The organism is Trichocoleus sp. DQ-U1, from assembly GCF_039961925.1.
Classification (GTDB): Bacteria; Cyanobacteriota; Cyanobacteriia; order Cyanobacteriales; family FACHB-T130; genus FACHB-T130.
This window is the reverse complement of sequence record NZ_JAMPKB010000049.1, coordinates 28,220-44,213: the sequence shown is the minus strand read 5'-3', so window position 1 is coordinate 44,213 and position 15,994 is coordinate 28,220. Positions and strand designations below refer to the sequence as shown.

The following is a 15,994-nucleotide window of genomic DNA, read 5'->3' as shown; positions in this document are numbered from 1 at the left end:
ACAACAGGAGTAAGGGAAATCACGACTAACAATAGAAATAAAATTAGTTTACCGCCATTGGGAAGAGCTTTAAATTTTTTCATGGTCGAGGGGTAAATGGCAACTTTACTAAAGTATCAGCGAACTTTCGTAGATGTACTTAATCTCAAATAATCTCACCTTATATCGAGTCAGCAGGTCTAACGTTTGACAAATCTGCCATTAGAGAGATGTTGGTTTTGATAACTTGGCAAGTTGAACCCCTCGCCATTTGCTAGTTCCCCAATCTTTAATATTTTTGTACTCAGATGATTAAGCGGAGTGCCAAACTACGGTAAGGGAATCGATAAACCGTAGTTTATATCGAAAGGGACACTTGCCGTGAGAATTTTGGAACGGAAGTCCTTACTTAGTTGATTCGCCCAAATCTCTATAATCATTCTTCGTCTGTGCCTTTCGTTAAACAATCCGGGAGCAGATTATGAGACTAGATGAATTTACACAGTTGATCGAACAGGAAAGATGCCCGGAGTCTCTACCTCAAGCGTTACAGGCACTGTGGTATGACAAAAAAGGAGACTGGGACAAAGCTCATCAAATTGTGCAAAATGCCAGTGATGCTGACAGCGCTTGGGTTCACGCCTACCTCCATCGAAAAGAAGGCGACAAAAGCAATGCCCTTTACTGGTATCGGCGCACCGGACGACCAGAGTTTAAAGAAGACCTAAACCAAGAGTGGCAGCAGATCGCTGAAGATGTGCTAGAGCGTTGCAAACCGCAATGATTTGATGAGATGGGCAACAGGAGCGCGATCGCCCCTAGAGGTTTCGGGATCTCATTACTTCACTCCAAAAGAAGCATTCGTTCAACCGGCAACGCCTGCTAGGGTAGTGATAATGAGCGATCTAGATCGATACTACAAAGTGCTGGGATTAGAGCCTGGAGCCTCACTTGATGAAGTGAACCAGGCTTATAGGGATTTGGCTTTTATTTGGCACCCCGATCGCATCCCAAAAGATAATCCTCGGTTACAGCAAAAGGCTCAAGAAAAGCTGAAAGAGATTAATCAGGCACGCGATCGCTTGCGCTCAGTTCGACCCGGCGAAAAGAACCGAAATCCCGACCCTCCGCCACGCGATCGCGCTCATCCACCGAGTTCTTATTATCAATCTAGTTACTCCTATCAATCACCGCCTCAATCTCACCCTCAATCTCACCCTCAGGCTCCTAAGCAGCAGTCCGACTTGAGCGGAGCCAACTTGAGCGGAGCTAATCTCAAAGAAAAGGACTTGTCTGGAAGAAATTTGAGCAATGCCAACCTCAGCAACGCCAACTTAAGCGATGCCTTCCTGCATAAAGTGAATCTTCAGGGAGCCAACCTGGAAAAAGCGAATCTTTTTAGAGCCAACCTGTTGCAAGCGAAGCTAAACAACGCTAACTTGCGAGAAGCTAACTTAATTGGAGCCGACCTCAGTGGAGCCGATTTAAGGGGAGCCGATTTGAGGGGAGCTAAGGTTGGGTCGCAAGACCGAGTCCTGGTTAAACTGACTGGAGCGAACTTAGCAGGAGCCATCCTACCTGATGGCAGCATCCACGGTTAGGAAGCAGCGATACATCCTATTTGACCTTACCCCGTAAGCAGGGAGAGGAGAAGCTAGCCCCGTTTAGCTCAACGTTTAGCTCAACAACAAAAAGGCAAAGAAATAGCCGCCTCTCCGTGAAGATCGAGGGGGTTGGGGGGTGAGGTTCCGGCTAACCCTACCTCCTTCCCGCTCTTCAGGGGATGCCAAAATCTTTACAATATGAAATAAGGTTAAAACGTTTATCAGAAAACAGAGTCAGAATCAATGGCGCTATTCGGATTTGGTAAAAAGCAAAGTCTGCCCACGATCGAGCAAGCATTGCCGGGACGGGCAGAACCCATGCAAGTCCCCGCTACTCACTACGTAAACGGTAATCCGCTGAAACCTCCTTTTCCCGATGGGATGGAGATGGCGATGTTTGGCTTGGGGTGTTTCTGGGGAGCAGAGCGCATATTCTGGAAGCAACCTGGAGTTTTCACCACCGCAGTTGGCTATGCAGCAGGAGTCACGCCAAACCCCACTTATCATGAGGTTTGTACGGGCATGACGGGACACAATGAAGTAGTTTTCGTTGTGTTTGACCCGAAAGAAATTAGTTACGAAACACTCCTGAAACTCTTCTGGGAAAGCCACAATCCTACCCAAGGAATGCGTCAAGGCAATGATGTCGGCACCCAATACCGTTCCGGAATTTATGCGTATTCAGAGAGCCAGAAGAAGCTGGCTGAAGCCTCAAGAGACGCTTATCAGCAAGCCCTGAAAACCGCCGGGTATGGGGAAATTTCTACTGAGATTCTGGATGCTCCTGAGTTCTATTACGCAGAAGCCTATCATCAGCAGTACCTCGCCAAAAACCCAAATGGGTATTGTGGACTAGGCGGGACGAACGTTACTTGTCCTGTAATGACGAACGCTTGAAATAGAAATTCTGTCTTTTAGCGATCGCTAGCAGAAATCACTATCTTTACCCGGTATGCTCTTAAGCGGGTTGGTGCGTTCGTGGCACTGGTTCCTTAAAGCGTGATGAACTTGTCTAACCTAGATTTGGCAATGGTTTGACCAGTTCTCACTCTTTAGCAAACCAGTGCCACAATTTTTTATTTTGAATTGTCAAACAAAGCCTTAAAAAAGAGGCGGTAACAATATGAAATCTGTCAATCAGCGCTTCGACTCAGATTTCCTCCGGTCAGTTGCAAATTTCATCGCGATTCTTGCCGCATTTGCGATGAATGTCTATGCAAATGTTGCTCCTCCCAATGGATTGACAATTGGGGAAATATCTAATCGCTTCTTCCGTGAAGTCCCCATCATCCCCGCTAACTATGCTTTTGCGATTTGGGGCGTCATTTATTTAGGTTTGATTAGTTTTGCAGTCTATCAAGTTCTACCCGCCCAAAGACAAAATCCCTATCTGCGTCGAGAAGGGTATTTTTTGGTATTCGCAAGTATTGCACAAATTGCCTGGGTGTTTCTTTTCGGATACCAGCTATTTTCACTCTCAGTTGTGGCAATGCTGTTCATATTGCTGTCCCTGATTGGGATTTATCTGCGGTTGGGAATTGGTTTAGAACGAGTTTCAAGGGCACAAAAATGGTTCGTTCATATTCCCTTGAGCATCTATCTAGCCTGGATTAGTGTTGCGACAATTGTGAATGTGGCGAGTACGCTTGACTATTTAGGTTGGAATGGTTGGGGGATCAGTCCTCAGATATGGACGGTAATTCTGCTGGTTGTAGCGGCAGCGATCGCTGCCACAATTACCCTAAAACGGGCGGATATTGCCTATCCCTCCGTCATTATCTGGGCATTCGTAGCGATCGCGGTTCGTCAAGCCAGTCAACCTTTGATTGCTGTGACAGCGGTTGGATTTGCGATCGCATTAGGGTTGTTAATTTTATGGCGTCAACTGCGGCGTCCTAAGGTGGCGATTTAATCGATAAAATCCCAAAGAACCTCACCCCTACCCCTCTCCGTTAACGGAGAGGGGAAAATGCTAAAGGTTTTATGGCTTGCCGTTCCTTTAAAGGAGAGGAATTGGGGGGTAAGGTTTTTATTGTGAAATACAATGTATTGCATCAGATACTAAAACTGACGCGACCAGGTTTTAGGCCAGCGTTCTACTACAACTTTTGTTTGGGTAAAGAACTGCACAGCGTCTTTCCCTTGACCGTGTAAATCGCCGTAGAAGCTGTCTTTCCAACCACTAAACGGGAAGAACGCCATCGGTGCCGCGACTCCTATATTAATGCCAATATTGCCAGCTTCTGCTTCATACCGAAACTGCCGCGCCGCTGCACCACTGCTAGTAAATAAACAAGCCATATTTCCCCACTGACCGCTATTGACTAATGCGATCGCATCCTCAATCGTCTCCAGATGCATCACTCCTAACACCGGGCCAAAGATTTCTGTACGAGCTAATTCGCTTTTTGGGTTGACATTTTGCAAGATTGTCGGTCGGACAAAGTTTCCCTGTTCGTAACCGGGAATCTTGGCGCTGCGTCCGTCTACTAATACCGTCGCACCTTCATCAGCTCCTTGTTGAATTAATTGCTCAATTCGCGCTTGACTTTGACGGGTAATTACCGGACCCATTTGCACTTTCTCATCCAAGCCATAGCCAACGACTCGTGTTTGTGCCGCATTTGCGATCGCTTCCGTAAAAGTGTGCCGTGCTTCTCCCACCGTCACAGCCACAGAAGCCGCTAAACAGCGCTGTCCAGCACAGCCAAAAGCACTATCGGCGGTAATTCGAGTCGTCATTTCCATATCCGCATCTGGCAGGACAATGATGGGATTTTTCGCGCCTCCCTGACATTGCACTCGTTTCCCAAAGGCGGCGGCTTTACTGTAGACATATTGGGCAACGGGTGAAGAACCGACAAAACTAATGGCGCGGATTGTAGAGTGTTCTAAGATTGCATCGACCACTTCTTTGGCACCATTGACCAAATTGACGACGCCTTTAGGCAATCCAGTTTTTTCTAGTAATTCAAAGACCTTCTGCATCGTCAAAGGGACTTTTTCAGAAGGCTTAAGAATGGTTGTATTGCCACAAGCGATCGCATACGGCAAAAACCAGAAAGGAATCATCCCAGGAAAATTAAACGGCGCGATGATTGCGGTCACTCCCACAGGTTGACGAATCATCATTTCGTCAATCCCACGGGCAACATCTTCCAAGTTGTAACCTTGCATCAACATGGGAATCCCACAAGCGACTTCTACATTCTCAATTGCCCGTTGTAATTCTGCTTTTGACTCAGCAAACGTCTTCCCGCATTCCAGCGTAACAATGCGAGATAATTCATCTAAATGTTCTTCTAACAGAAATTTCAATTTAAATAGATATTGCACTCGTTCCGTTGCCGGGATGCGTCGCCAGTTCGGATAGGCAGCCACCGCCGCAACAGCAGCAGCCTCTACATCGCTTGCCGGTGACAAGGGAACCTGGGTTAAGACTTCGGCAGTGGCGGGATTTACCACATCCAGGTATTCGGTGGTGCGGGAAGCACACCACTCGCCGTTAATGTAGTTGGGTAAGGGGTTTCTGAAGGACACAGAGATTTCTCCTTCCAAAGGTTTTTTCTGCATCCTACTCCCAAAAAGACCGGAACCGAAGCTTTACCGGGGAGGGTAATTTAACCTAAGTTTGGGTTAAGCAGCTTGGGGCAAAGCAAAGTCCAGATCCGACGGTTTCTTGGGCTGATGGCATTCTTGCAATCAACCTATACAGCAGGTTCATCATGAGGGACAGGTGGTAATTGTTGATAACGCGACGTTCCATCATGGCGAACGCATTGCACCACTGCTTGATTGGGCTGGCTTGAGGCTGTTGTATTTGCCCCTCTATTCTCCTGAACCTCAATCGAATTGAGAAGTGTTAGGTTTGGCTCAACACTCGCATTCGCCAATGCTTATCTCACTCCAGTTCCCTGCGACACGCGATCGAGTCTGTTCTTAGGGATGCTGTGTTCTCACACTCCTGCCGATAGGGATATATAGAAAGTTTCTGAATAATTAAGTAAGTTGTACTTTTAGCTTATTTGTTACATACGTAACATTTTAGGGAATCCTAGGAATAAAGTTAAAGCTCGCTTTTTAAACCTAATGACTCCTCTAGTACAGCAATTCCCAAAACTTTCTGGCTATACCTTGGTTGAGCAACTGTATCTAGGTTCTAGGACAGCTGTCTATCGAGGAGTGCAAAGGTCACAGCAATGTCCGGTGGTGATTAAGACACTGCGGCACGAATATCCCAGCTTTAGCGAGTTGGTGCAGTTTCGCAATCAGTATGCGATCGCAAAAAATCTCGACATTCCAGGCATTGTCCAACCGATGAGTCTAGAACCCTATGCTCATGGCTATGCCTTGGTGATGGAAGACATTGGTGGCATCTCCCTACGTCATTACATCCAAACTTCCCCGCTGACGGTTGAACAATTCTGGCCAATTGCTCTGCAAATTGTGGATGTCCTCCACCAGCTCTATCAGCAACGAATTATTCACAAAGACATTAAACCCGCCAACATTCTGATTCAACCCGAAACTGGGCAGATTAAGCTAATTGACTTTAGCATTGCTTCCCTGTTACCCCGCGAAACCCAAGAGATTCAAAATCCCAACATTCTAGAAGGCACCCTAGCCTATATTTCACCAGAACAAACCGGGCGGATGAACCGGGGGATTGACTATCGCAGCGATTTCTATTCTTTGGGAATTACCTTTTTTGAAGTGCTCACAGGACAGTTACCGTTCCCAGCTGACGAGCCAATGGAAATGGTTCATGCCCATATAGCGAAGCAACCCCTCTCTGTCTGCGATCTCAACCCAGATTTGCCCATCCTGCTCGGTGAAATCCTTCGCAAACTGATGGCTAAGAATGCGGAAGAGCGCTATCAAAGTGCCCTCGGTCTTAAGCACGATCTAATGAGATGCCAGCAAGAGTATGATGTTGCGAGCAAACACGCCTGGTTTAACTTAGGTGAACGGGATATCAGCGATCGCTTTTTGATTCCCGAAAAACTCTACGGACGAGAACAAGAAGTTCAAACCTTGCTTGAAGCGTTTGGTCGAGTTGCCAACGGAGCCTCCGAACTGATGCTAGTGGCAGGTTTTTCCGGCATTGGCAAAACCGCCGTCGTCAATGAAGTGCATAAGCCGATTGTGCGTTGGCATGGCTATTTCATCAAAGGTAAATACGACCAGTTCAACCGCAATCTTCCCTTTAGCGCCTTTGTCCAAGCCTTCCGCGACCTGATGAGCCAACTGCTGAGCAGTGATGATGTGCAGTTGCAAGCGTGGAAAGCGAAGATCCTGGCAGCAGTGGGTGACAATGGTCAGGTGCTGATTGAGGTAATTCCTGAACTCGAACAGGTACTTGGCTCGCAACCCCCTGTACCCGAACTCTCTGGTAGCGCCGCTCAGAACCGTTTCAATCTGCTGTTCCAGAAGTTCATCACCGTGTTCACCACCCCAGAGCATCCCCTGGTCATTTTCCTGGATGACTTGCAGTGGGCTGATTCCGCTTCTTTAAACTTGCTGAAGCTACTGCTGACAGAGCGCGATGCCTACGGCGGCAAGCAACGCGGTTATCTGTTCATCATCGGAGCTTATCGGGATAACGAAGTGTTCCCGACTCACCCCTTGATGCTGATGCTCGATGAGGTCAAAAAAGCTGAAACCCCGATCCATACCCTCACCCTGGAACCCCTGAGCCAAGGGGATGTGAATCAGTTAACGGCAGATACGCTGAGTTGCTCGATTGAATTAGCTCAGCCATTGACAGAGTTGGTCTGTCAAAAAACCAAGGGAAATCCCTTCTTCCTCACCCAATTTCTCAAAGCCCTGCATGAGGATGGCTATATTTCATTTGACTTCCAGGCAGGACATTGGCAGTGCGACTTAGCAACGGTGAAGTTACTCGCGCTCACGGATGATGTCGTCGAGTTTATGGCACTTCAGTTGCAAAAATTACCTGCTGCAACCCAGACTGCTTTGAAACTGGCAGCTTGCATTGGCGCTCAGTTCGATTTGGCAACCTTGGCGATTGTCAATGAGCGATCGCCCGAAGATACCGCCATCGACCTCTGGAAAGCCTTGCAAGAAGGCGTGATTTTACCGATTGCCGAGGTCTATAAGTTTTATCAGCCGTCACCACTTCAGGTGGCAGAAGTCAACCAGGCAGCAACTTTTAACTGTTCCTATCGCTTTCTCCACGACCGCGTTCAGCAAGCCGCCTATTCTCTCATCCCTAACGAGCAAAAACAGACGACTCATTACCAGATCGGGCAACTGTTGCTGCAACAAGTTTCCCCTGCCGCCAGAGAAGAGCGCATTTTTGAAATCGTCAATCAGTTGAACTATGGCACGACGCTGGTTGAGGCACAACAGGAACGGGACGAACTCGCCCAACTTAACCTCACGGCTTGCCGCAAAGCCAGACTGGCAACCGCCTATCAAGCCGCCCGCGAATATGCCACCGTCGGGCTGCAACTGCTAGGAGCAGACGCTTGGCACCGGCAGTACGACATGACTCTAGCTCTACACGACTTAGCTGCCGAGGTCGCTTTCTTGGTGGGCGATTTTGAGGAGATGGATCGGTGGATTGAAGCGGTAATTCATCATGCGAAAACGCCTTTAGAACAGGTGCAAGTCTATCAAGTCAGAATCCAGGCGTTGGTCGCCCGCAATCAATTTGTCGAGGCGATCGCGATCGGTCAATCGGTCTTCCGAATGTTGGGCGTGAACCTGCCGGACGAAACAACGCTAGAGGATATTCGGCTCCTGAAGCAGGAAATTGATGCCTTAATTGGCGATCGCGCCATTGAGTCATTTCTTCATCTGCCCCCCATGAGCGATCCTCAGCAGCTCGCGATTATGCAAAATGCAGCGCGACTGACCCCCGTCTGCTATATGTCCGGCACAAAGCTTTATTTTCTGGTCGTAGCCCTCCAGGTTAAATTATCAATTCAGTTTGGCAATAGTCCGGTTTCCCCTTACTGCTACGCGGGTTACGCCTTTCAACTGAGGATATTGTGGGGAGACATGACAAAGGTGCCTCAGTTTGGGCAATTAGGATACCAACTCGCCTTAGAGCCAGATGCCAAAAATATTCGAGCCGCAACAGCCCTGTTAATGGGGGGATATGTGGGTCACTGGACGATCCATTTGCGAGAAACGTTGGCTATTCTGCTGGAAGGCTATCAAGCTGGATTGGAAACTGGCAATCTAGAATTTATGGGCTACGATGCCCAGTTGTACTGCTTCAATGCTTATTGGTGCGGTCAACCGCTCGCTGAACTCGAACCCCAAATTCGCGCCTATTACCAACAGTTGTGTGACCTCCACCAAGTCACGGCAGCAAACTGTGTTTTGGCTTACTGGCAAGCGGCTCAAATTCTTTTGGGTGAGTCAGAGGAAGAAATTCCCTTACGCCAGGATGCCTATGAAGAACAAGTCCTGGATGAGGCAAAAGTCGATTTTTACCGACTATCTTTCTTTTACCTGTATCGATTCACATTGAATTACTGGCTGGAAGACTTTGCCAGAGCGGAACACGATGCCACTCAAACCCGACAGTATTTAGCCGGAGGGATGGGAAGTACCGTTGAACCGATCTTATATTTCTATGATTCTCTGACCGTGCTGGCGACTCCCCCGGAATCGATGTTGGAGTCAGAACCTAGATGGCAGCGAATGCAAGAAAATCAAGCCAAGCTAAAAGAGTGGGCAGATTATGGCCCCATGAATTACTTGCACAAATATCATCTAGTAGAAGCTGAAAAACATCGCGTTCTCGATCGCAAAACGGAAGCAATAGAACTGTATGACCTAGCGATCGCCGGTGCCAAAGCCAATGGCTACCCTCAGGAAGCAGCCCTTGCCAATGAACTGGCGGCAAAATTCTACCTGGCTTGGAACAAAGAGCGGATCGCCCAAGCTTATATAATTGAAGCCTATTATGGCTATGCTCGCTGGGGGGCGAAAGCCAAACTCGCCGACTTAGAAACTCGCTATCCTCAACTGCTGGCTCCCATCCTCCAACAAACGCAGACACTATTCTCTATCGACGAAACCGTATTTGCCACTGGAACTGTCACCGCTACGAATACTTCTTCCACCAGTATTTCTGATTCCCTGGATCTGCTTGCCATCCTCAAAGCTTCCCAAACTCTTTCTAGTGAAATTGAGCTTGAGCAGTTAATTGGCACTCTCTTACTTACGGTAATACAAACCTCAGGGGCGACGCAGTGCGCTTTGATGTTGAGTGAGGAACAAAATCTCACGGTTCAGGCTAAGGCAGAGCTTACGGGATCGGGTCAAATCGAAACGCAGATTCTGCATCCGGCGCAGTCGCTTGTCGATAGCGGTATAGTGCCCATCAGTCTGGTCACAAAAGTCAAACGCAACTTGCAGTCTGCCGTGATTCCCAACGCCGTGCAAGAGCCGCTATTGATCGGTGATGTGTATATTCAAAACCAACAGCCCAAGAGTCTGCTGTGCAGCCCCATTCTGCAACAAGGCAAGTTGCTGGGTATGGTCTATCTGGAAAATAATCTGGCAACAGGAGCCTTTACCCGCGATCGCGTTAAGTTGCTGAATCTGCTCTGTGCCCAAGCTGCGATTTCCCTGGAGAATGCTCGCCTCTATCGGCAAGCCCAAGCCTATGCTCAACAGCTAGAAGAATCTCAGCTTCAGATTGTGCAAAACGAAAAAATGGCGACTTTGGGTAACTTGGTGGCAGGAGTTGCTCACGAAATTAATAACCCAGTCGGCTTCCTCAACGGCAGTATTAATAATGCCAAAGATTATGTAAAAGACCTGCATGAGTATTTAGACACCTACCAGCAGCACCAGCCGCCTACTGGTTCAGTAGCCGAATTGGCCCAAGAAATTGACCTAGAGTTTCTATTGGAGGATTTACCCAAGTTAATTGACTCAATGCAAGGAGCGACCGATCGCATCAAAGGCATCAGCACCAGTCTGCGTACCTTCTCTCGTGCCGATACGGAACACAAAGTTAGCGCCAAGCTGCACGAAGGGTTAGATAGTACGCTGTTAATTCTCAAATATCGACTCAACGCGAATGAAAATCGGCCTGCCATTAAAGTTATCCGAAACTACGGTGAAATCCCTGAAATTGATTGCTTCCCCGGTCAGCTTAACCAAGTGTTTATGAACATTCTGGCTAATGCGATTGATATGTTCGATGAAATGGCACAGCAAACAACCTTTGAAAAATTAGAACATCATCCCCAGAAAATCACGATTCAAACTGCATTGTTACCAGAACAAAATACGGTTGAAATTCGCATTAATGATAATGGTAAAGGCATGAATGAGGAAGTTAGAACTAAGATTTTCGATCATTTGTTTACCACTAAAGAGGTTGGCAAGGGAACGGGGTTAGGCTTAGCGATCGCTCGTCAGATTGTGCTAGAGAAACATGATGGTCGGCTGGAAGTCCAGTCGGAGTTAGGGCAAGGCACTGAGTTTTCCATCTTCCTCCCGGTTCGGGGTCAAGTCATCCATCCTGCTTGAAAGGCTGTAGATCAACCACTGCTGTGGCGTAGTACAACCACTCTGTTGCAGCGGACACTTTAGATATCTTGGTGTAGATGCAAAGGCGATCTGCTGCCGCTGAACACGACCGTTGTACAGCTTAAATTCTGGGTTTTGGCTGCTGAAGCAGGGACTTTCGCCACTAGGGTTCAAAGTGGCAGCACAAATCGTCGATGTGCCATAAAAGTTCTTCTGGCACTAGATATGGGAGGAACTGGCTGAATTATAGATTTAACTCATTTCAGCTTACACGTCTCCTTCTTTTCTTATCCCAAACTCAGGTTGATTTAAACTCCAACGTTCGCCAAATCAAAGCGATTAAAAACAAAAAACCCCAGTACCCATCTGGGGTGTACTGAGGAGCGAGTTCTTTCGAGTCCGATTATTTTTTATCTAGAGTCCCGTCCGCTTTGTTCTCTACATGACAGCCGAAATTTGCTCCACTAACGAAAGCCGTCCTTTACACGCGGCGCGAAGCAGACGGTCGATGACATCTCTCTCTTCTTCACCCAACGAATCATCGAGTAGCGCTGCCAAAAGTCCGTAGCGGTCAGCAAGCGTCAGAGAACCAGAATAAGTAACTTGAGCGAATAACTCAGAGAGGGCGGTGGGGAGAAGTTGGATAGAAGGCATCGTTTGGGACTTGAACTCGATATCTATAATATCGGTGAATTTCCGGTTGTCATTGGTGATGCGATGGGATAGCAAAAAGTGATTCTTTTAGCCGCCTCTTGTGATTCAAATCACAAAAAATGGCGAACTCAATCGCAGCACGAGTACGATCTGGATCACTTCATGGCTTCCTGGCGAAAGCTTTACGTTTGTGCTGAATCGAGACTCCCAGAGGCTTCCGTCCTAGGAGTGTCAATTTAAGTCAACAGCAAGGCAAAAAGACCGCATAAAGCAATGCCATCAAAGACTCCGGCTCCACCGATACTTAGCACTCCTGGTGTCATTGCTTGAATTTCCTTCAGATGCAGCAAATCCGCACCAATCAACGTTCCCAATACGCCCCCAGCAAACGCGACAGGAGTAGCATAAACCCCTGCAATCACAATGGCAGACAGCGCAGCGGTTAGGGGAGCCAATAATGGACTCATTTGAATACCAATTCCCGGCACCACTTTCGCCCCGTAGTAGCTAACAAGCGAGACAATTGCAGTCACTAGGACAATGAAGAGCGGATCTGCACGGGTAAATTGGTACAGCGCCACAACTAGCGGAATTAATCCACCCCCCACATTTAAAGCTACGACAGTTGAACGCCGCACTTTCTCAGAGGAATCCCCCAGAATTGCCTTAACCAGAAGGAGGTAAAGTCATCGATCAAGTCAGCTTGGGATTCCACTCGATAGAGGGGGATATTGATAGTGCTGCCCAGAATAACTGCTGTTAGTAATAAAAGAGCCATACCGGGAGAAAATCCTAGCTTGGCTACCGCAATTTGCACCACATCCACCGCTAAAGCAAACCAAAGAAAAGGTAGTAGCAGCAGGAACAGGATAAATAGAAGTAGGGAGACTGGAAGATAAATCATAAACATCTGGGGGAAGGATTCCTCGTTAGAGTCCTTCACGCTGTCGCTATTGTATAAATTTAGAGAAAATCCAGTAAGACGGTGTTGACCACCTTAATCATTGGTTATTGCCGTACACGAGCAGGAAAGGCTCGTGGTTGTGCGGCCCTACAATATGGGTGGAAAGCATTACTTACTAGGTAGGGTTTTCCCAAATGACAAAAGTTTTTGGATAGAACAATATTAGATTAAGGCAAGTAAATAAGTCTTGTAACTAAAAGCTGCTTTGTCAAAGTAATTAGCAGTGCAGCCAGTTACTGAAAAAGACTATTTTCTTGCCTCAGGTAAAGCAGCTTCTCCATATTAAGTAATCGCAATCAAAGAAGCTGTGCGCGAGCCTATCAAACGATAACGTTGAGTGAGTTAAGTCTATAACGGAGGTAACTGAACGTATGGCACTAATACGTTGGCAACCATTCCGCGAAATAGAAACCTTACGCCGTCAATTTGACGAACTGTTTGAGGAACTTGCAAGAGGCAACCGCGAGTCTGAGATGACTTGGACGCCTTTGGTTGAACTTCAAGATATGGATGACAACCTCATTGTCAGGGCACAACTTCCCGGTTTAGAAGCTAAGGATCTCGATGTCCAAGTGACTCGTGATGCAGTTTCAATTTCGGGGGAACACCGCTCTGAAAACAAGGTTGAAGAGAAAGGATATTTCCGCTCAGAGTTTCGTTACGGTAAATTCCAACGGATGATTCCTTTGCCGGTTCATATCCAAAACGAGCGGGTACAAGCTGACTTCCAGAATGGCGTCTTAACGCTGACTCTACCTAAGGTGGAAGAAGCGCAACGCCGAGTTGTCAGACTCAACTTGGGTGAAAGCCAAGGCGTGGGCAGCGATGCGATGCCAAAGGAAATCGCTGGAGCAACTGCTTCCACAACTGTAGAAGCGAACAGCGAACAAGGTAACAGTCATAACGACCAGGCTCAAGCTGAATCAGCGATCGCTTCCTAATTAACGCGCTTCGCATCCTCCATTCCTCCTGAGAGACATGGCAGCAGACGGGAGCAATTCCGTCTGTTGCTGAAACGACAACTAACCGCGATCGCAATCACTGCAAGTGCGATCGCGGTTAATTTTTTCACATAACAGCTTTGTGCATTCCCACAAGTTAAAGGACTATTCTAATTTGTCTGTTGAGTGCTGCTTCAATCGCCGCATCAGTGGCTTGAACTGAGATTTTGAAATACACACCCACAGCAGCCTTCAATCTCCAGCAGTGTTGCAGCTGCTCATCAAAGCGTGGTGCGGTTAAGTTGCATTGGAATCCAGGTTAAGCCTGGTTCTTTACGAAGACGAAAATTCAGGGAATAATTAGAGAAATACAGATGAGGAAAATTTTTAGTTCGGTAGAAATACTATGCTGAGAATTGCGATCGTAGCTCTATTAACTTTGGAGATAGTGTTATTGTCTGCGTTAGCGCTATCTCCAGCTAACGCGACTAGCAGTGACTTTGAAAATTACATCTGGAGCTTTGCGGATGTAGGCAGCCATCAAGTTGTTTGTAAAAAGATTGTGATGCATCCGGAGAAACAGTTGCAGTCCGGAGAATCTGGCAGACAAGTTGTCAAAATGTCTTCTACCTCTACAGTCGTGAGTGATAGTTATTGTGCTGCCTCAACGAAACCTGTTGTGGGAAGCTAATCGGTTACTTTAATACTGAGCTGAGTAGGAGGTAACTGGAACGCACCTCACATCTTAGTTATGTTTTGCCCGATTGCTCCCGGAAAGGTATAGCAGTCCTAAATGATGCTTGAAAGCGAGATTACTGACTTCCTTAAAGAAGTCGGTAATCTGAACTTCTGAACTGCTGATTCACAACTCAAATAGGGTTGCTATAGCGCCAGCTAACAAGAGATTATTATGCGTAGAACTCGCATCATATAAGTATTTTCATTCTCAAAACTATATCCCAAACTTTATATTCTTTGGTTCGGATATCTCTACCTTCTTGATTCCAAGTTTCCGTCCAAAGTAGCATTTACAAAACTAAATAAACTTGATTAAAATCTTGTGAAGTAATTTCCTCTGTTTACGAAATCCTTCACAAGGAATAAGACATCTATAGAACAGAGCCTCTTCTAATCTAAATTAGACCTTACTACAATTAGGAGGTTAGTGATGAGAATTGCACAGGTGGCCCCTTTATGGGAGCGTGTTCCACCTCCAGCCTATGGCGGCATCGAATTAGTTGTCGGGTTACTTTGCGATGAATTAGTCCGGCGCGGTCATGAGGTCACTTTGTTTGCATCTGGTGATTCCATCAGTCTCGCTAAATTAGAATCTGTTCATCCACAGGCACTCCGTTTAGACTCCTCAGTGAAAGAATATAGCATTTACGAAATGCTGCAATTGAGTCGAGTCTACGAGCAAGCAGATAAGTTTGATATCATTCACTCTCACATGGGCTGCGCTGCCTTGCCTTATGCGAATCTGGTAAAAACGCCTACTGTTCACACCCTGCATGGCATTTTTACCCCAGACAATGAAAAGCTGTTTATGCACGCCCGTCGCCAACCTTTCATTAGTATCTCCAACGACCAGCGGGAACCCAGACTAAATCTGAACTGCGTCGCTACGGTTTACAACGGCATCAATCCAACGATTTATGAGTTTTACCCCCAGCCGGATAACCCCCCTTACTTGGCTTTTCTAGGTCGAATCTCACCGGAAAAAGGGCCGCATTTGGCAATAGAAATTGCGAAGCGTTCTGGCTGGCACTTAAAGATGGCAGGGAAAGTGGATGTCGTTGATGTGGAATATTTTGAGCAGGAAATCAAGCCTCACATCGATGGCAAGCAGATTGAATATTTGGGTGAAGCAAACCATGTTCAAAAGAATGCATTGATGGGAGGGGCTGTTGCAACTTTGTTCCCAATTACCTGGCGCGAACCGTTTGGGTTAGTAATGATTGAATCGATGGCATCAGGAACGCCAGTTATTGCCATGAAGATGGGTTCTACGCCAGAAGTGATTGCTCACGGAAAGACAGGCTTTTTAACCCAAAACGTTGAAGAAGCGATCGCTGCAATCGATCAAGCCGCCCAATTGAACCGCTACGCTTGTCGAGAACACGTGCTAACCCACTTCAGCGTCCAACAGATGACTGATGGTTACGAAGCAGTTTATCAACAAATCTTGGCAGAGCGCTTTTCGCAAAATGGTCACGTCCGCAGTCAATCTAAATTGCGTAGCACCCATTAATCGCTAATCGTTTTGAGGAATCTTACAGGGAGGAGGAAGCTTTTACCATCCAAACTGTAAGTCTTAATTCCTCAATTCA

The 15,994-nt window shown here is 47.0% G+C and carries 11 protein-coding genes and 1 pseudogene; 8 read left to right on the top strand and 4 right to left on the bottom strand.

Translation table 11 applies throughout. The features are described from left to right. Window positions 1-460: 460 nt before the first annotated feature. The 4 genes from NDI34_RS19090 to NDI34_RS19075 all read left to right on the top strand — a co-directional run bounded on the left by NDI34_RS19090 (window position 461) and on the right by NDI34_RS19075 (window position 3,495). Window positions 461-763, top strand: coding sequence for a hypothetical protein (locus tag NDI34_RS19090; RefSeq protein WP_190689830.1), 303 nt, complete (start codon window positions 461-463; stop codon window positions 761-763). Window positions 764-875: 112 nt separating this feature from the next. Beyond that, window positions 876-1,580 carry a pentapeptide repeat-containing protein gene (locus NDI34_RS19085; protein ID WP_348233507.1) on the top strand — a complete coding sequence of 235 codons (705 nt, stop codon included), beginning with the start codon at window positions 876-878 and terminating at the stop codon, window positions 1,578-1,580. A gap of 246 nt (window positions 1,581-1,826) precedes the next feature. Beyond that, the gene (gene msrA, locus NDI34_RS19080) at window positions 1,827-2,480 is read left to right on the top strand and encodes a peptide-methionine (S)-S-oxide reductase MsrA (protein WP_190536153.1); all 654 of its coding nucleotides are present in this window, start codon (window positions 1,827-1,829) and stop codon (window positions 2,478-2,480) included. Between the two features lie 226 nt (window positions 2,481-2,706). Further along, the gene (locus NDI34_RS19075; RefSeq protein WP_348233504.1) at window positions 2,707-3,495 is read left to right on the top strand and encodes a tryptophan-rich sensory protein; all 789 of its coding nucleotides are present in this window, start codon (window positions 2,707-2,709) and stop codon (window positions 3,493-3,495) included. A gap of 149 nt (window positions 3,496-3,644) precedes the next feature. Here the strand turns inward: NDI34_RS19075 and NDI34_RS19070 are convergent, their stop codons facing one another. Continuing rightward, window positions 3,645-5,156 carry a CoA-acylating methylmalonate-semialdehyde dehydrogenase gene (locus tag NDI34_RS19070; protein ID WP_348233503.1) on the bottom strand — a complete coding sequence of 504 codons (1,512 nt, stop codon included), beginning with the start codon at window positions 5,154-5,156 and terminating at the stop codon, window positions 3,645-3,647. A gap of 134 nt (window positions 5,157-5,290) precedes the next feature. Next, window positions 5,291-5,476, bottom strand: coding sequence for a hypothetical protein (locus NDI34_RS19065; RefSeq protein WP_348233502.1), 186 nt, complete (start codon window positions 5,474-5,476; stop codon window positions 5,291-5,293). Window positions 5,477-5,672: 196 nt separating this feature from the next. Here NDI34_RS19065 and NDI34_RS19060 point away from each other — a divergent pair, with 196 nt between their 5' ends. Further along, window positions 5,673-11,105 (top strand): AAA family ATPase, encoded by a 5,433-nt coding sequence (locus NDI34_RS19060; RefSeq protein ID WP_348233501.1) that lies wholly within the window; start codon window positions 5,673-5,675, stop codon window positions 11,103-11,105. A gap of 438 nt (window positions 11,106-11,543) precedes the next feature. On the opposite strand, the gene NDI34_RS19055 is transcribed toward NDI34_RS19060, so the two are convergent. Together NDI34_RS19055 and NDI34_RS19050 are read right to left on the bottom strand one after the other, a co-directional pair. Then, window positions 11,544-11,834: a hypothetical protein gene (locus NDI34_RS19055; protein WP_348233500.1), complete on the bottom strand. Its 291-nt coding sequence runs from the start codon at window positions 11,832-11,834 to the stop codon at window positions 11,544-11,546. Window positions 11,835-11,995: 161 nt separating this feature from the next. Further along, a pseudogene (locus NDI34_RS19050) lies at window positions 11,996-12,663 on the bottom strand (DUF1614 domain-containing protein). Between the two features lie 431 nt (window positions 12,664-13,094). On the opposite strand from NDI34_RS19050, the gene NDI34_RS19045 reads away from it, so the two are divergent. The 3 genes from NDI34_RS19045 to NDI34_RS19035 all read left to right on the top strand — a co-directional run bounded on the left by NDI34_RS19045 (window position 13,095) and on the right by NDI34_RS19035 (window position 15,915). Continuing rightward, window positions 13,095-13,664, top strand: coding sequence for an Hsp20/alpha crystallin family protein (locus NDI34_RS19045; RefSeq protein WP_348233499.1), 570 nt, complete (start codon window positions 13,095-13,097; stop codon window positions 13,662-13,664). 448 nt (window positions 13,665-14,112) lie between these two features. Continuing rightward, a complete protein-coding gene (locus NDI34_RS19040; RefSeq protein ID WP_348233506.1) occupies window positions 14,113-14,355 on the top strand; it encodes a hypothetical protein in 243 nt (80 codons plus the stop codon). Between the two features lie 477 nt (window positions 14,356-14,832). Further along, entirely contained in the window at window positions 14,833-15,915 is a 1,083-nt protein-coding gene (locus NDI34_RS19035) for a glycosyltransferase family 4 protein (protein WP_348233498.1), read from the top strand. Window positions 15,916-15,994 lie beyond the last annotated feature (79 nt).